The 17369-nt window shown below is 45.8% G+C and carries 13 protein-coding genes; all 13 read left to right on the plus strand.

What is annotated here, in order from left to right; genetic code table 11:
* Positions 1 to 20 precede the first annotated feature (20 nt).
* Positions 21 to 1247, plus strand: a complete 1227-nt coding sequence (locus ACWYU8_RS14250; protein ID WP_457520315.1) for a DEAD/DEAH box helicase — start codon at positions 21 to 23, stop codon at positions 1245 to 1247.
* Positions 1248 to 1497: 250 nt separating this feature from the next.
* Positions 1498 to 2160 (plus strand): potassium channel family protein, encoded by a 663-nt coding sequence (locus tag ACWYU8_RS14255; RefSeq protein ID WP_457520316.1) that lies wholly within the window; start codon positions 1498 to 1500, stop codon positions 2158 to 2160.
* The gene (locus ACWYU8_RS14260) at positions 2157 to 3524 is read left to right on the plus strand and encodes a TrkH family potassium uptake protein (protein WP_457520317.1); all 1368 of its coding nucleotides are present in this window, start codon (positions 2157 to 2159) and stop codon (positions 3522 to 3524) included. The genes ACWYU8_RS14255 and ACWYU8_RS14260 overlap by 4 nt, the downstream gene beginning before the upstream one ends.
* Positions 3525 to 3793: 269 nt before the next feature.
* The gene (locus ACWYU8_RS14265) at positions 3794 to 6790 is read left to right on the plus strand and encodes a M6 family metalloprotease domain-containing protein (RefSeq protein ID WP_457520318.1); all 2997 of its coding nucleotides are present in this window, start codon (positions 3794 to 3796) and stop codon (positions 6788 to 6790) included.
* Between the two features lie 376 nt (positions 6791 to 7166).
* A complete protein-coding gene (locus ACWYU8_RS14270; protein ID WP_457520319.1) occupies positions 7167 to 8636 on the plus strand; it encodes a protein adenylyltransferase SelO in 1470 nt (489 codons plus the stop codon).
* A 138-nt stretch (positions 8637 to 8774) separates the two neighbouring features.
* Positions 8775 to 9500 (plus strand): response regulator, encoded by a 726-nt coding sequence (locus tag ACWYU8_RS14275; protein ID WP_457520320.1) that lies wholly within the window; start codon positions 8775 to 8777, stop codon positions 9498 to 9500.
* On the plus strand, positions 9490 to 10950 hold the full coding sequence (locus tag ACWYU8_RS14280) for an ATP-binding protein (RefSeq protein WP_457520321.1): 1461 nt from the start codon (positions 9490 to 9492) through the stop codon (positions 10948 to 10950). The genes ACWYU8_RS14275 and ACWYU8_RS14280 overlap by 11 nt, the downstream gene beginning before the upstream one ends.
* Before the next feature lie 142 nt (positions 10951 to 11092).
* Positions 11093 to 12340, plus strand: coding sequence for an ABC transporter substrate-binding protein (locus ACWYU8_RS14285; protein ID WP_457520322.1), 1248 nt, complete (start codon positions 11093 to 11095; stop codon positions 12338 to 12340).
* 85 nt (positions 12341 to 12425) lie between these two features.
* Positions 12426 to 13349, plus strand: coding sequence for a carbohydrate ABC transporter permease (locus ACWYU8_RS14290; RefSeq protein ID WP_457520323.1), 924 nt, complete (start codon positions 12426 to 12428; stop codon positions 13347 to 13349).
* Positions 13346 to 14203, plus strand: coding sequence for a carbohydrate ABC transporter permease (locus ACWYU8_RS14295; protein WP_457520324.1), 858 nt, complete (start codon positions 13346 to 13348; stop codon positions 14201 to 14203). Before ACWYU8_RS14290 ends, ACWYU8_RS14295 begins: the two co-directional genes overlap by 4 nt.
* Positions 14204 to 14208: 5 nt before the next feature.
* Positions 14209 to 15324, plus strand: coding sequence for an ABC transporter ATP-binding protein (locus ACWYU8_RS14300; RefSeq protein WP_457520325.1), 1116 nt, complete (start codon positions 14209 to 14211; stop codon positions 15322 to 15324).
* Positions 15325 to 15621: 297 nt separating this feature from the next.
* Positions 15622 to 16620: a TRAP transporter substrate-binding protein gene (locus ACWYU8_RS14305; protein ID WP_457520326.1), complete on the plus strand. Its 999-nt coding sequence runs from the start codon at positions 15622 to 15624 to the stop codon at positions 16618 to 16620.
* A gap of 69 nt (positions 16621 to 16689) precedes the next feature.
* A complete protein-coding gene (locus ACWYU8_RS14310) occupies positions 16690 to 17367 on the plus strand; it encodes a TRAP transporter small permease (protein ID WP_457520327.1) in 678 nt (225 codons plus the stop codon).
* Positions 17368 to 17369: the final 2 nt, after the last annotated feature.

The raw sequence follows: 17369 nt of genomic DNA on the forward strand, positions 1-17369 counted from the left end.
TCCTCCTTTGAGACGTTTCTATGCCATTTTCTAAGCTTGGTTTAAGCGCACCGATCACTGACGCAGTTACGGCGCTAGGTTATGAAAAACCGACTTCTATTCAGCAAAAAGCCATTCCGATTGTTCTGCGCGGGCGTAATTTGATCGCCGCTGCGCAAACTGGCACAGGTAAAACCGCCAGCTTCGTATTGCCAATCTTAGAAAAGCTTAGTCAGGGTGAAACTCAACGTAAAAAGCGTGCGCGAGCCATTATTCTTACGCCAACGCGTGAACTGGCGATGCAGGTCCACCAAAGCATTGAAGCGTATGGTAAGAATCTGCCACTACGCTCTATGGCGATATTTGGTGGTGTCGATTACGCGCCGCAAAAGCAAGCTCTGATCGAAGGGGTCGATATCGTTGTCAGTACACCAGGTCGTCTGATTGACCTATATGGTCAACGTGCTATCCATTTTGATGAAGTGGAAATGCTGGTGTTAGATGAAGCAGACAAAATGTTGGACATGGGCTTCATTGATGCGATAGAAAAAATAGTCGACTGTATGCCTGAGGACGTGCAAAGTCTGCTCTTCTCCGCGACCTTATCGAATCCAGTACGTGACCTTGCCAAGAATGCGGTCATCGATCCGGAAGAGATTACTATCGCAAAACACAGTGCCTCCAAGTCAAACATTAAGCAGTGGATTACGACGGTAGATAAAGACATGAAGTCGTCTTTGCTAAGCCACATGCTAAAAGAGAATAACTGGTCACAAGTGCTGATCTTTATCGAAACCAAACACGGTGCGGCTAAGCTCGTCAGCCAGTTGGAGAAGCGTGGCATTATTGCAGAAGCGTTCCACAGCGGACGTAATCAGCGTGTTCGTCAGGAACTGATTGAGCAATTCAAAGCGGGTGAAATTCAGTACCTGGTCGCGACAGGTGTAGCAGCACGTGGTATTGATATCGACAACCTACCAGTGGTGATTAACTACGATTTACCGTTTCCGGCAGATGAATATGTACACCGAATTGGACGTACCGGCCGTGCTGGCGCGCAAGGTGAAGCGATCTCATTGGTATCGAAGGACGATTTTAAAAACTTGTGCATGATTGAAAGCCGTCTTGGTCATCTGCTTGAGCGTGTTGAAATTGAAGGATTCGCACCGAGAAAGCCAGTGCCAATTTCAATTCTAAATTACGTGCCGAAGAACAAACGCAAGCCGCAAGATCAACGTCCTCGACGAGATCACACGTCAGAAGACTGACTCTAAGTAAATCCAATCTCACTGTTAAGAAGCTGCATTTCGATGCGGCTTCTTTGCTTTTTGTTATGTAAAAATAAATCGCTTTTGTTATGACTAATGGTGAAAAAAAGCAAATCATGTCATACGCTTAACACTTATGGCGTCGTCTTATAAATAAGGATTTTGTCAATTTCCGGTCGTCAGGTTTGCGCAAGGTGGGCAATAGGCGCAGACTTTCGCAATTGCTACTCAATGCATAGAAGAGGCATAAATGAAAAAAGGTGATAAGCAATTTGCTGTAATCGGTCTTGGTCGGTTTGGTTTGGCTGTCTGTAAAGAGCTGCAAGATGCGGGCTCTCAAGTATTAGCGGTAGATATTGATGAAGAAAAAGTAAGAGAAGTCGCTGGATTTGTCAGTCAGGCCATCGTAGCTAACTGTACTCATGAAGAGACTGTCGCTGAGCTGAAACTCGATGATTACGATATGGTGATGATTGCTATTGGTACCGATGTGAATGCCAGTATTCTGGCGACTCTGATTGTAAAAGAAGCCGGAGTGCGGTCGATTTGGGTAAAGGCTAACGATAGATTTCAGGCCCGGGTTCTGCAAAAGATTGGTGCTGACCACGTCATTATGCCGGAGCGTGATATGGGAGTTCGTGTCGCTCGAAAAATGCTCGACAGGCGTGTTCTGGATTTCCATCCCCTTGGAAGTGATTTAGCGATGACCGAGGTTGTAATTGGATCTCATTGGATGGGAAAAACACTGGGTGAATTGTCATTGTGTAAGGTTGAAGGTGTGCAAGTGCTTGGCTTTAAACGAGGTCCGGAAATCACGAAAGCCCCAAGCATGGACGTTACCTTAGAAATTGGTGACCTCATTATTGTGGTTGGCCCGCAAGAAAAACTCGCTCGTACACTGAAATCACTATGATACATTTTCATCAGAAAGGCGTTTTTTACGTCCCAGAACGAGAACGAGCCAAACAGAAGGGCAGTGAGCCACGCATTATCTTACTGAGTTTTCTCGGTGTGCTATTGCCATCTGCGATACTGCTCACTCTGCCTGTTTTCTCTGTAAGTGGCTTATCAATCACCGACGCGTTGTTTACCGCTACATCGGCGATCAGTGTGACTGGTCTTGGTGTTGTCGATACGGGGCAACATTTTACCTTAGCGGGCAAAATCCTGTTGATGTGCCTGATGCAAATCGGCGGTTTAGGGCAAATGACATTATCGGCTGTGTTGCTCTACATGTTCGGGATGCGTTTGAGCCTGCGCCAGCAAGCGTTAGCTAAAGAGGCGCTCGGTCAGGATGGTCATGTCAATCTGCGCAATCTTATTAAAAAGATCATGGTTTTTGCGTTAGCCGCAGAGGCTATTGGTTTCATTATTCTCTCATTTCGTTGGGTGCCGGAAATGGGCTGGCAGAGCGGAATGTTCTATGCGTTATTTCATTCGATCTCGGCATTTAACAATGCGGGGTTTTCGTTGTTTTCGGATAGCATGATGGGGTTCGTTAACGACCCTACGGTGATTTTAACCCTTTCGAGCCTGTTTATTTTTGGTGGCTTGGGGTTCACTGTGGTTGGGGATATGTGGTTAAACTCGCGCAAGGGGTTTAACGCGTTGCATCTCCATACCAAAATAATGTTGATTGCCACACCCGTTCTGTTGTTAGTGGGCACCATACTGTTTTGGCTGTTAGAAAGAAGTAATCCCAACACGATGGAAACATTACCTTTGTGTGCTCAATGGCTTGCGGCATTTTTCCAGTCTGCCAGTGCTCGTACTGCTGGTTTTAATAGTGTTGATTTGTCACTGTTTACCCAGCCAGCACTTCTGATCATGATCGTTCTTATGCTTATCGGTGCAGGTTCTACCTCGACTGGTGGCGGGATCAAGGTTTCAACCTTTACCGTGGCTTTTTTAGCAACCTGGACTTTTTTACGTCAAAAGAAACATTTAGTGATATTCAGGCGAACAGTTAACTGGCCAACGGTGACAAAATCGCTCGCGATTATCGTTGTGAGCGGCGCCATACTCACCACGGCGATGTTCCTTCTGATGCTCACAGAAAATGCGACTTTTGATAAAGTGATGTTTGAAACGATTTCTGCCTTCGCGACAGTAGGTTTAACGGCGGGCCTCACGGCTGAGTTATCTGAGCCCGGCAAATACATCATGATCGTAGTGATGATCATTGGCCGTATCGGTCCACTTACCCTCGCTTACATGTTAGCTCGTCCAGAACCCACGTTGATTAAGTACCCAGAAGATACGGTTCTGACAGGTTGATTTATAAGTATAAATATCAGTATCTTACATTTGTCGCTGCTTCGCGTGCAGCGACATTCTAATAAACCTGAAATACGTGGAATGTCACGCAAAATCGCCTCTTAAAGTGTGAACATTCATGCCTTTATTTTCTCCTTCCTATAGCATCCATTCAGAAAAATTATGTTAACTGTCTGATTGATTTACTCAACATTGATTTCTTGGTCTGAAATCTTGTTGCAGGCGTTGATGTGAGAGATGTAAGCGAATTGAGAAGATGGAGCCGTATTTTGAAATTCAACCTACTTGCGTTAACCATGTTATCTGCTTTAGTCGCAGGAAAGAGCATGGCTACTACACCGCCATTACCTATTTGGCACGAAATTTCGTTAACCGATGGAACTTCAAGCGAAGCGATTTTACGAGGATCCGCAGATTTTCACTGGTTCGAAGACAGACAAGGTAATGCACTTGTTAAGGAAAACGGAACCTGGTTCTTTGCGCAGATTCAGAGTGAATCAGAGTCTCCTGAACTGATCTCTACGGGCATAGAGAAAACCCAGGCTTCTGTGGCGCCTGGCTCTGCGAAATTCCGGCCTGATTTTTATGTTCAACCTACTTTATCTTCTTTACGCACCATAGAACCTTTACGTACCGTAGAACCCAAGGCGCGAAAGAACCTATTACGCTCAGTTATGGGGTCTCAGGCATTGAGCCGCTCTGAAGTCACACAGCAACCATTACTTGTGGTACAAGTTTCGTTTACCGACGAGGTAATGAAGCATGATTTTGAGCAACGAGTGTTTGGTCAACATGGGCAAAGTGTTGTCGATTATTATGATAAAAACTCACAGGGGCAGTATCAGGTTGTTCCGGCGATTGAAAGCTATGGCACTGTAAACGACGGCGTCATTGATGTCTCCGTGCCGCTGCGTCATCCGGACTGTCATGTCAGTGCTAACGATAGCCTGTGTGAAGCAAGTATGAACCGCGTGTTCACAGAAGCATATCGCAAGCTTGACCCATACATAGAGTTGGCAAGTTACGATCATGACCAAAATGGCACTGTTGATGCGACAGAGTTATCGGTCATGTTTGTGTTTGCCGGTGGTGACCGTTCTACCGGGCATCTGGATAGACCTGCAATCTGGCCTCATAAGTATGCTCATGAGGAAGTGCAACTTGATGGTGTGATGATTAAAGATTATTGCGTCTTTGCCGATTTTCAGATGGAACATCAATCTACTTTAGGGGTGATCGTTCATGAGTTAGGCCATTTAATGCTCGGTTTACCCGATCTTTACGCCAGATTCAGTGATGCCTCAATCGGTACTTGGGGCGTTATGGGGGGCGGTTCATGGGAGATGAAACCAGGCGATTCCTATCCAGGTGAAACGCCTGTCAATCTGAGTGCATGGAGTAAACATGCGGCGGGCTTCGTGGTACCAACTATTGCGCACGAAAGCAACACGCCTCATGCATTAGCGCATGATGAAGTCAAGCTGGTCTACCTAGATCCATACCTCAAAGAATATGGCCCACGAGTTTATCTGGAAAATCGAACCTTTAGAGATTATGACCAAGCTTTGGCTGCTGAAGGTGTACTGGCGATGTCTGTAAACATTCTCAATGAGTTCAATGGGTTTGAGGATATGCAAGTTCAAGTGATGCAGGCGGATGGCCTTGGAGAACTTGAAAAGGGCTATCAAAGCGATCAGGGCGATTTATACCCTAATGGTGGTTCCTCTATTTCTGATTTCTCTAATCCAGGGTTGAATGTGATTACGGGGTTCGATACTGATGTTTCAATTTCAGATATTGCCAGCAGTACAAATGGCGGCAGCTTTTTACTCACCAAACCAAATGATGCGAATAAGTCTGCATGGTTAAATTCGTTTTATCAGGAATTCGTTTTCTCCAGTAACAATGACGCACTGGCAGTGCTGATTGATTTAAGCCGAGACACCGAATTGGACGGGTTACAGCTTAATGCTGAGAAAGATTCACAACACCGTGAAATGACCTATCGAGTGTGGCGATTCCCGAATCAGGGTAATCATGAGTTTAGTTTGGTACTGAATGAAAAAGACGCCGAATTATTGCAACAAGGTACGTTCCAGAAATCTTCACGAGTTTTGTTCCCGCAAGCATCGCAGTTAAATGCGGGTCAGCATATCATTGTGGTTGAAATTGAAGGGGGAGTATTCGAAGCAAGTTTCAATTTTGGCCGTTTACTGGAAATGGAACGACCAACACAGCCTGTTATGTGGGTTGGAAATGTCAGTGACAAATACTCTGCAGGGTTGCTTAAATCGAGCTTTTCATCGGTTGCGTTTGCCGCATTGCTGGACAACGAAAATACACCTATTGTTGAAGCAAGAGCGGATACGTATCAGACAGATAAGAACACTGCGTTGACTCTGAACTTGATGTCTAACGACTTCGTTTCTACAGGGTATCAGTTTGAGGTCGAGATTGTTCAACATCCAAATCATGGCTCTATCGCAGATAACCACTACCAGCCTGATACAAATTTTGTCGGTTCTGACAGCTTCCAATACCGTCTGGTGTCGGCAGATGGTACGCTCGTGTCGTCCTCGGTCAATGTTTCTATAGAAGTGATCGGCACCAATAGCGCGCCCAATGCAGTCGTTGATGTGCTAGGTGCCGAGTTAACCGTAGGGAGTCATGTCTCTTTATCGGCATCCAATAGCAGTGATCCGGATGGTGATGCTTTAAGCTACCAATGGGAACAGACGGCAGGAAGTTCGGTATCACTTAGCAATGCAAGTGGCGTTACAACCAGTTTCGCGATTCCTAAAGGTTCTAAAGCTGGGGAAGTATTCACTTTCCAACTGATGGTTACGGATACAAGTGCAGCGGTCGCTCGCGCATCAGTTAATGTAGAAGTACAAAACAGTGCTCCGACAACCACTGCTGATGTGGTGGCGGTTGCGGTAAATGAAAGCATTGTGATTGACGTGGTAGCGAATGATACCGATATGAACGGCGATAAGCTTATCGTTCAGAGTGTGGAAAACGTCTCAGGTATCGGTTCGGCGCAGATTGAAAATGGCAAGATTACTTATCAAGCGCCGGACAGCGAAGTCGACAATGTGAAGTTGGAGTACGTGATTTCAGATGGCAACGGGGCGACAGCGAAAGGTGAAGTGAACGTAAAAGTCGCAGCACCGAATACTAAGAAGGAAAAAAGCTCAGGTGGTGGCAGTGTCTCTTACTGGTCACTCATGTTACTTGCGCTGTTAGGTTGGCGACGCCGTCACTAATACAAAACTCGATCTAAATGTCAGCCACTCGTATTGAGTAATGCCAATTGTTTAACGATTTTTATCTGCGTCATTCCAGCGAGTCCTAGCGAGACTAGGAATCTAATAGCAGCGCACTGAGCAGTTAATGAAATAACTTTGGCCATAAAGTACTCGGAAACTAGATCCTGAATCACGCTCCTTCGTCGCTGTTCAGGATGACGGGAGACGAAACAATGCCGTTTGTTGTTAAACGAACGGCATTTCTTTTTTCGGTTAGTTTATTTGTCTCTGATGTACAGAAGCAGTAAATACCCGCGTTGAATTTATGGCTGAATGGGAACGGAGTTCGGACGTATACTGAACAGTAGTTAGTCTTATAGATAAGGAACCCAATATGTCATTTTGGCAAGGGGTCAATTTCACCCATCGTTACAGCCAACTTCCTTCGGCGTTTTTTACTTTCGTAAAGCCACAACCCTTGCTGAATACTCAGTGGGTGGCATGGAATAGTGATTTTGCTCAGCAGTTTGGTTTGCCATCTACACCTGATGAAGAGTTGTTAAAGATCTTTTCTGGCCAAGTCAGTTTTGATCAGTTTCGTCCATTAGCGATGAAATATGCAGGCCACCAGTTTGGTGTTTACAACCCGGATCTGGGCGATGGTCGTGGATTGTTGCTGGCTGAAATCCAACGACAGGATGGTTCCTGGTTTGATATCCACTTAAAAGGTGCAGGGCTGACACCGTATTCGCGAATGGGTGACGGCAGAGCAGTGCTGCGTTCTACTATTCGTGAGTACCTGTGTAGCGAGGCCATGCAAGGGCTTGGGATACCGACAACCCGAGCGCTGGGTATGATGGTAAGTGATACACCGGTGTATCGTGAGAAAACCGAAAACGGCGCGATGTTAATTCGTATGTCTGAAACTCATATCCGGTTTGGTCACTTTGAACACTTCTTTTATACCAACCAGCTTGCGGAACAAAAGTTACTTGCCGATAAAGTGATTGAGTGGCACTTCCCTGAATGTTCACAAGCAGAGAAGCCTTACGCTGCGATGTTTGCCGCTATCGTAGAAAATACAGCAGATATGATCGCAAAGTGGCAAGCTTTTGGCTTCGCTCACGGGGTGATGAACACCGACAACATGTCGATCCTTGGCCAAACTTTTGATTACGGACCGTTCGGCTTCCTCGATGACTATGACCCTGGCTATATCTGTAACCACTCGGACTATCAGGGTCGCTATGCGTTTGATCAGCAACCGCGAGTTGCGTTATGGAATCTTTCCGCACTGGCGCACTCTTTGTCTCCGCTGGTGGAGCGTGCAGATTTAGAATCCGCACTGGGTCAGTTTGAAGTGCGTTTAAGCCAGCAATTTAGTCTTTTGATGCGCAGCAAGCTTGGCTTAAAAACCAGAATAGATGAAGACGCCCGTTTGTTTGAATCCATGTTTGAGCTACTCAACCAAAACAAAACGGACTATACGCGTTTCTTTAGGTCACTTTCTGATTTAGACAAAAAGTCTTTGCAAGAGGTGATTGACCTGTTTATTGATCGCGACGCTGCTCGAATCTGGCTGGATCTGTATCTGGCACGATGCGAGTTGGAAGTCGATGAACTGGGCCGACGTATCACCCCAGAACAACGTTGTGAGCAAATGCGCAGTGTTAACCCTAAATACATTCTTCGCAATTATCTGGCGCAGTTGGCCATTGATAAAGCGGAAGAAGGGGACTTTAGTGAAGTTCACCGTTTAGCGACACTGCTGCGTCGACCATATGACTCTCAACCTGATTTAGAAGAGTACGCAAAATTACCACCGGAATGGGGTAAGAAAATGGAAATCAGCTGCTCGTCATAATCCATGTTTTGACTTGTTTTGTTAACAAGATGTGACATTTGTCCGCAAGGGGTTCAAAGTCTTAAAAATATTCTCTGAGCCCTCATTCTGGCACGCATTACACTAGCGGTAGGTTTTAGAAATACGTTGGATGGAAAAATGTCAGCCAGAGTGCTAGTCGTAGATGATGATCAAGAAATTTGTGAATTGCTACAGGAGTATCTGACAAAGCAGGGTTATATCGTCAATACCGTGAATGATGGTGAACAAATGCATCTGCACATTGAGCAAAATGGTTATCCGGACCTGATTCTGCTCGATGTAATGTTACCCGGTGAGGATGGATTTTCTTTATGCCAGGCAGTACGTCGAACTTCATCGACGCCTATTATTATGCTGACTGCGGTTTCTGACGATACAGATCAAATCATCGGTTTAGAAATTGGTGCTGATGATTATCTGGCGAAACCATTTAACCCGCGCCACCTGAACGCGCGCATTAAGGCGGTATTGCGCAGGGTTAAAGGCGCGAAAGAGGAACAGGTTAGTCCCTTAGCCGCAAGTCCGATACTTTTTGGTGACTGGCGATTGGATCCGCTCGCTCATCGAATTACTCACCAACAAACCCAGCAATCACACGACTTATCAGGCAGTGATTTTTCGTTGTTGATGCTATTTCTTAAAAAGCCCAACCAAATTTTAGACCGCGACACGATCTCATTTGCTACCCGTGGAAGGGAGTCTTTACCTTTTGAGCGTGGTATCGATGTCCAGCTCAGTCGTTTACGTCAACGTTTAGGCGTGAGTGACAAATACCCACACTATATTAAGACGATGCGGGGTAATGGTTATGTGCTCGCTGTGCCAGTCAGTTATGAATCCTGAATGGTGGCGTTGGGCGAAAAGATTCAAGCCTAACTCTCTGGTTAATCGCACATTAGGCTTAACGTTATTGGCGGTGATATTGGCTCAGGGCGTGGCGACTACCATTTGGTATACCGAGTCTAAGCACAAAGAGCTGGCGGGGATTCGGGATGCGTCACAGAGCATGGCGAACATGTTTGCTTCGACGGTTACGTTTTTTCAGTCGTTGCCTGTGGGCTATCGTCATATCGTGCTTGACCAGATTCGTAACATGGGCGGAACGCGCTTTTTTGTCTCTTTTAATAAAGAACAGCTGATTGTCGAACCGATAAAAAATACGCCACTGAAATTGGCGTCAATTGAAGCCATTGAAGAGGTACTGACTAAGAAGCTTCCCAAAGTGGACAGCATACTGGTCGATTTCTCATTACCGGAGAACCTGCGCCTACTAAAAAATGACATCTATCTGAGCGATTTACCCAAGTCGTGGGCTCACCATACCTTAACGTTAAGTCCGATTGATCCGCCCGTTTTAGTCGTGCAACTTGAATTAGCCAAGAATGAATGGCTTTACATCGCGGCTTTGCTTCCTGCCCCTTATGTTAACCTCGACGATAGGTTAATTGGCCGAGAGCAGATCTTATTTCTGATTTTCTCGACAACGATTTTGTTGTTCCTGACCTACTTGCTGATGAAAAAGCAGGTTAAGCCATTGAAGAGGCTGGCTAAAGCGGCCAATGAAATGAGCATGGATGTAGAGCAAGCCCCGCTGAAAGAAGAGGGGGCCAGTGAACTCGTTACCGCTACCCGTGCTTTTAACCGGATGCAGCAACGAATTCGCCATTACATCTCTGATCGGGAACAACTGTTTTCTGCTATCTCCCATGATTTAAAAACGCCGATTACGCGCCTGAGGTTACGTGCCGAACTGCTCGAAAGTGATGTGAAGCGCGAAAAATTTAACCATGACCTGGATGAACTGGAGATGATGGTGAAAGGTGCGCTTCAGTGTGTACGAGATACTGAGTTGCATGAGAATACCGCTTACGTTGATCTCAATGATGTGATTACCAGTGTCATTGAGCCTTATAACCAGCACGAAACACGGGTTAAGTTTACGCCGAACCCTATTGATCCAATCGTAGCAAAGCCGCTTGCTATAAAACGTGTCATCGGGAACTTGGTCGATAATGCAGTTAAATATGGTCAAAGGGCGGAGATAACACTTGCCAGCAGTGACGACTGGGTAAAAGTCGTAATATGCGATCAAGGACCGGGTATTCCAGAACACCAATTAGAAGCGGTATTTGAACCTTATTATCGTTTATCTGATGATGACCAAGGACACGGATTAGGGCTGGGGATATGCCGCAATATTCTTCATGCACACGGCGGAGATCTCATAATTGACAACTTGCCTAGTAGTGGTTTGCGTGCGCAAGTCTTTGTTTCTTCTATTACCGAGCTCTAATGTAACAACTTTGTTACTTTGTGTTTACGCTTTGTTTCAATCAAAATTTTCTCGTTGGGTAGACTGACTAAGTTCAAGCAAGAATGCTGAGGGTCGCTAAGCCGTTGACCTGAATGTCTAATCCAATACACGGAAGATAATAATGAAACTAAATAAAACCCTACTTACTCTCTCCCTGCTGTCTGCTGCGAATTTTTCTCACGCTGGTGAAGTGGAAGTGCTTCACTGGTGGACCGCTGGTGGGGAAGCAAAATCTGCTGCGGTACTGAAAGAAATGTTAGAGCAGCAAAATCATACCTGGAAAGACTTTGCAGTAGCTGGCGGTGGCGGTGAGTCGGCGATGACCGTACTTAAAACCCGCGCCGTATCAGGCAACCCTCCATCTGCGGCTCAAATCAAAGGACACGATATTCAGGAATGGGGCAGCTTGGGTTTCCTTACTTCATTGGAAAGTACGGCGAAGCAGGAAAAGTGGGATGACATCCTGCCTTCAGTTGTGACCAAGGTGATGAAGTACAAAGGTGAATACGTTGCTGTGCCGGTTAACGTTCACCGTGTGAACTGGCTTTGGGCAAACCCTGAAGTACTGAAGAAAGCGGGCGTTGAACTACCAACAACAATGGATGAATTTTTCGTTGCTGCAGACAAAATTAAAGCAGCAGGCTTTATTCCTCTCGCTCACGGCGGTCAGCCATGGCAAGACGCGACTGTATTTGAAGCGGTTGCTCTTGATGTGCTTGGTAGCCAAGACTACAACAAAGCGTTTGTTGACCTAGACATGGACGTACTGTCAGGTGACAAAATGGTCGAAGTGTTCACCAAGTTTAAGAAGCTACACGACTACATTGACGCTAACTCTCCGGGACGTGACTGGAACGTCGCAACATCGATGGTAATTAACGGTGAAGCTGCTATGCAGATCATGGGTGACTGGGCGAAAGGCGAATTTACTGCCGCAGGTAAAATGCCGGGTAAAGATTACATCTGTGCACCAGCACCGGGTACTGCCGGCCAGTTTACGTTCAATATTGATAGCTTCGCTTTCTTTGAGCTGAGCAACGAAGAGAACAAGAAGGCACAGCAAGACTTAGCTCGTACCATTTTGACCAAAGAATTCCAGGAAGTCTTTAACCTGAACAAAGGATCAATTCCAGTTCGCCTTGATATGGACATGGCGAAATTTGACCAATGTGCACTGGACTCAATGGAAACCTTTAAAGCAAGTGCCCAATCTGGTGATTTAGTGCCGAGCATGGCACATGGTTTGTCGACCACAAGTTATGCACAAGGCGCAATCTATGACGTCGTGACTAACTTCTTCAACGACGAAAATGCGGATCCGAAACAAGCAGCACAAAAACTAGCGAAAGCGGTTAAAGCGGCTATCTAATCCTTTAAAGACTAGTCTCTCCCTAAAGGGCGTGCAGGCTTGTAGGGAGCCTATACGCCCTTTCTTTTAGATGTAAGGATTCGTTATGGAGCACGTTGTAAATCGGTATCCAAAGAAGTCTCAGGCAAAACGTAGTTTGATGGACAGACTTCAGCTTTGGTTGCCGAAAATTGTCCTTGCCCCGACCGTCTTGGTAACTGTGGTATGCATTTACGGTTACATTTTCTGGACGGCAGCACTATCAATGACCAACTCCCGTTTTCTGCCAAGCTTCAACTTTGTTGGCTTTGCCCAGTATGAAAAGTTGATGGAAAACGACCGTTGGGTAACTTCTATTACTAACCTTGGTATTTTTGGTCTGTTGTTTATGCTCATCGCCATTGTTCTTGGCGTGGGTTTAGCCATCTTGCTCGATCAAAATATTCGTCAGGAAGGGGCAATTCGGACCATTTATCTTTATCCGATGGCACTCTCTTTCATCGTGACGGGTACGGCCTGGAAATGGATTCTCAACCCTGGTTTGGGTATTGAGAAACTGGTGCAGGATTGGGGCTTTACCAGCTTTAAATTTGACTGGTTAGTGAACTCAGAGATGTCGGTATATACCCTGGTGATTGCAGCGGTGTGGCAGTCATCAGGCTTTGTTATGGCGATGTTTCTGGCCGGTTTGCGCGGTATTGATTCGTCTATTATCAAGGCGGCACAAATTGACGGAGCCAGTCTGCCAACAATCTACTGGCGCATCATCATGCCATGTTTAAGACCCGTCTTCTTCAGTTCAGTGATCATCACATCACACATTGCGATTAAGAGTTTCGACCTGGTAACAGCAATGACAGCAGGCGGGCCGGGCTATTCTTCAGATTTGCCTGCTCTGTTTATGTACGCGCACTCATTTACTCGTGGGCAGATAGGTTTGGGGGCCGCAAGCGCGATGATGATGCTTGCTGGTATTCTCGCCATCTTAGTTCCTTATTTGTACTCAGAACTCAGGGAGAAAAAATCATGATGCGTAGTGTGAACTTCTCTCGACTGTTTATCTATTTCGGTTTGGCGTTTTTTTGCTTGTTCTATCTCATGCCGCTGTTTGTAATGGTAATTACCTCATTCAAAACGCTGCCAGATATTAAAGCCGGAAACTTAATGAGTCTGCCGACTGAATGGGTATTTGACGCCTGGCATAAAGCGTGGGACAGCGCCTGTACCGGCGTTAAATGTGAAGGTGTGAAAGGGTACTTCTGGAATTCTTTCCAAATGGTGATTCCTGCAGTGGCCATCTCGACCCTGTTAGGAGCATTCAATGGTTATGTGGTGACCAAGTGGCAATTCAGAGGCTCAAATCTGTTCTTTAGCTTGTTGCTGTTTGGTTGCTTTATTCCGTTTCAGGTGATTTTGCTGCCAATGGCGGCGGTACTGGGTAAGTTGGGTTTGGCAAACACCACTACAGGGCTTGTTATCGTTCATGTCATTTATGGTATGGCGTTTACGACGCTGTTCTTCCGTAACTTTTATATCAGTATTCCGGATGAACTCGTGAAAGCAGCGAAACTGGATGGGGCGGGATTCTTTACCATTTTCTTTAAGATTCTGCTGCCAATTTCGACGCCAATCATCATGGTGACGGTGATTTGGCAGTTTACCGCAATCTGGAATGACTTCTTATTTGGTGTGGTCTATTCGGGCTCTGAAACACAGCCTATTACGGTTGCGTTGAACAATTTAGTCAATACCAGTACTGGAGTGAAAGAGTACAACGTCGATATGGCGGCGGCGATCATTGCGGCGTTACCAACGCTATTAGTTTACGTATTAGCAGGAAAATACTTTGTTCGTGGCCTAACGGCTGGATCGGTAAAAGGATAATTATCATGGCAACACTCGAACTTAAACAAATCCGTAAAACCTATCCAAAAGCGGAGCTAGAGACGTTAAAAGGCATCGATATCAGTATTGATTCTGGTGAGTTTCTTATCTTGGTTGGTCCTTCAGGTTGTGGCAAGTCGACCCTTATGAATACTATCGCTGGTCTGGAAAACATCAGTTCAGGTGAAATCGTTATCGACGGTAACAATGTGTCAAACGTTGAACCTAAAGATCGCGATATCGCGATGGTGTTTCAATCTTACGCTCTGTATCCAAACATGACGGTACGAGGCAACATCGAGTTCGGTCTGAAGATCCGGAAAATGCCGAAAGAGGCGATTGATGCCGAAGTGGAGCGAGTGGCTGAGATGCTGCAAATCGACCATCTGCTAGATCGCAAGCCGTCGCAATTATCTGGCGGTCAGCGTCAACGGGTTGCGATGGGGCGAGCGCTTGCCCGACGTCCGAAACTGTATCTGTTTGATGAACCATTATCGAACTTAGATGCGAAGTTGCGGGTTGAAATGCGTCATCAGATCAAACGCCTTCATCAACAGCTCAATACAACGATTGTGTATGTCACACACGATCAGATTGAAGCGATGACACTGGCTGACCGTATTGCGGTAATGAAAGATGGTGAGTTGCAGCAACTCGGGACACCACAAGAAATCTACAACAAGCCTAATAATATGTTTGTTGCGGGTTTTATGGGATCGCCTTCAATGAACTTTATCAAAACCATGGTCGATTTGGATGATCACAACAACCCGGTGATAAAAGTCAAAGGCAGTAATGCGCAGGAGCATCACATTAAATTACCAGCCTCAATGCGAACGCAAGATGGTAAAGAGATCGTGATTGGTCTGCGCCCGGAGCACATAACGGACAGTGAAAATCTAGATTCCGCCGCGACCACAAAACTTGATTTGCAACTGGAAGTTCTTGAGCCGACTGGCCCAGATACCATCGCGATGATTAAGGTCAATGACCAAGAAGTCGCGTGTCGATTGTCACCGGAATTCGATGTAAAAGTCGGTCAGATAGCACCGCTACATTTTGATTTATCAAAGGCGGTTTTCTTTGATGCTTCCACTGAGGAGCGCATCGACTTTCACTAATTTTTTGGTCAAGGTAAGTTTCAATGAGTAGATTGAATGGCAGCTAAGTGGCTGTCATTTTTTTATTTTCCGATTCACGAATGTGTGTAAATCCACCCACTGACCAAATTGATATGGGTAGATTTCACCCATTTAAAAATTTATTTTGTGATCCAGATAAATAGGGTTAATCTGAATCATGTTTAAAATGTTGATTAATAAGTTAAAAAATTCAGTTTAAAATGTGGTGCGGGAATTGCTCTAGTAAATGCATCAACACCCAGTGATGGGGTTGTTCATTTATCAAGGAGAATAATAATGTTTAAGCCTGTTACCCTACTAACCGCTTCAATTCTTGCTGTTGCCAGTTTTAACGCTGCCGCTAATTGTGACCAAGGTGAAATCGTCATCAAATTCAGCCATGTAACGAATACAGATAAGCACCCGAAAGGGATTGCCGCTTCGTTGCTTGAAAAGCGTGTGAATGAAGAGATGAACGGTAAAGCTTGTATGCAAGTTTTCCCTAATTCGACACTTTACGATGACGACAAAGTTCTTGAAGCCATGTTGAATGGGGACGTACAACTTGCCGCACCTTCACTGTCTAAGTTTGAAAAATTCACCAAAAAGTTCCGCCTTTTCGACCTTCCTTTCCTTTTTGATGATGTAGATGCGGTTGACCGTTTCCAAAACTCTGAGGCCGGTGAGTCGCTTAAGAATGCGATGAACCGTCGCGGCATCAGAGGATTGGAGTTCTGGCATAACGGTATGAAGCAGATTTCAGCCAACAAACCGCTGATTCATCCGGCGGATGCCAAAGGCCTAAAATTCCGCGTACAGGCATCCGATGTGTTGGTGGCACAGTTTGAGCAGCTTGGCGCTAATCCTCAAAAAATGTCTTTTGCGGAAGTGTATGGCGGCCTGCAAACCAAAGTTATCGATGGTCAGGAAAATACCTGGTCGAACATCTACGGTAAAAAATTCTTCGAAGTTCAGGACGGTACGACAGAAACCAATCACGGTATTTTGGACTACTTAGTCGTGACCTCCACCAAGTGGTGGGATGGACTTCCAGCCGACGTGCGTGACCAGTTCTCCACCATTCTTAAAGAGGTTACGCAACTACGTAATGCGGAATCGAACCGCGTCGAGGAACAAAATAAACAGTATGTCATTGAAGCGGGTGGTGTGGTTCGTGAACTGACACCGGAGCAGCGTGAAGAGTGGGTGACTGCGCTTAAACCAGTTTGGAACAAGTTTGAAAAAGACATTGGTTCAGATTTGATCGACGCAGCATTAGCGGCAAACCAAAAATAACTGAACAGAATGATAAGCGGCTCCCGTTGGTTGGGAGCCAAACTTACCTGATTCGAGCGATGTACCGTTATGGAACACTCATTTTTTGCGAAAGTCGGACAGTTTACCGACAAGGTTGAAGAGACACTGATTGCCTTCTTCCTCGGCACGATGACGATGCTGACATTTGTCAACGTCATCATGCGCTACTTATTTAATGACAACATTCTTTGGGCGGTCGAAGTGACCGTGTTTCTTTTTGCCTGGATGGTACTGGTTGGTGCGTCATACGGCGTGAAAAAGAATTTTCACATTGGCGTTGACGTGGTGATCAGCCTGGCACCAGATCGGTTGAAAAAAGTGTACGCGCTGATAGCCGTAACATGCTGTTTAACCTTCTCCATTTTACTTCTTATTGGTTCGTGGAATTACTGGTATCCGTTTGCCACAGAGCGAGCCTGGTACGAGACGGATGATATTCCGATGCCAGAGATGTTGCAGTTCTTGGCGGACTGGATGAATGAGGGCGAGCGCTACGAGAAATTGCCGAGATTTATCCCGTATATGGCGTTGCCTGTTAGTATGGCTTTACTGACGTTTCGCTTTGCTCAGGCTGCCTATCAAATCCTGACTGGTAAGCTTGACCGTCTGATTTCCAGCCATGAAGGGGAGGAAGAGCTAGAGGCTCTTAAAGAAGAGCTCAAGGGCGCTGGTGATGCGATGGAGCCCAAACAAAACGAAGATACCGATAAAAGCAAGGAGCGCTAACC

The organism is Vibrio limimangrovi, from assembly GCF_054064025.1.

Bases quoted from the DNA above. Each gene is read 5' to 3' on its own strand.
- ACWYU8_RS14285 (WP_457520322.1), top strand. From the start codon at position 11,093: ATGAAACTAAATAAAACCCTACTTACTCTCTCCCTGCTGTCTGCTGCG.
- ACWYU8_RS14305 (WP_457520326.1), top strand. From the start codon at position 15,622: ATGTTTAAGCCTGTTACCCTACTAACCGCTTCAATTCTTGCTGTTGCC.
- ACWYU8_RS14270 (WP_457520319.1), top strand. From the start codon at position 7,167: ATGTCATTTTGGCAAGGGGTCAATTTCACCCATCGTTACAGCCAACTT.
- ACWYU8_RS14250 (WP_457520315.1), top strand. From the start codon at position 21: ATGCCATTTTCTAAGCTTGGTTTAAGCGCACCGATCACTGACGCAGTT.
- ACWYU8_RS14275 (WP_457520320.1), top strand. From the start codon at position 8,775: ATGTCAGCCAGAGTGCTAGTCGTAGATGATGATCAAGAAATTTGTGAA.
- ACWYU8_RS14255 (WP_457520316.1), top strand. From the start codon at position 1,498: ATGAAAAAAGGTGATAAGCAATTTGCTGTAATCGGTCTTGGTCGGTTT.
- ACWYU8_RS14290 (WP_457520323.1), top strand. From the start codon at position 12,426: ATGGAGCACGTTGTAAATCGGTATCCAAAGAAGTCTCAGGCAAAACGT.
- ACWYU8_RS14260 (WP_457520317.1), top strand. From the start codon at position 2,157: ATGATACATTTTCATCAGAAAGGCGTTTTTTACGTCCCAGAACGAGAA.
- ACWYU8_RS14280 (WP_457520321.1), top strand. From the start codon at position 9,490: ATGAATCCTGAATGGTGGCGTTGGGCGAAAAGATTCAAGCCTAACTCT.
- ACWYU8_RS14295 (WP_457520324.1), top strand. From the start codon at position 13,346: ATGATGCGTAGTGTGAACTTCTCTCGACTGTTTATCTATTTCGGTTTG.
- ACWYU8_RS14300 (WP_457520325.1), top strand. From the start codon at position 14,209: ATGGCAACACTCGAACTTAAACAAATCCGTAAAACCTATCCAAAAGCG.
- ACWYU8_RS14310 (WP_457520327.1), top strand. From the start codon at position 16,690: ATGGAACACTCATTTTTTGCGAAAGTCGGACAGTTTACCGACAAGGTT.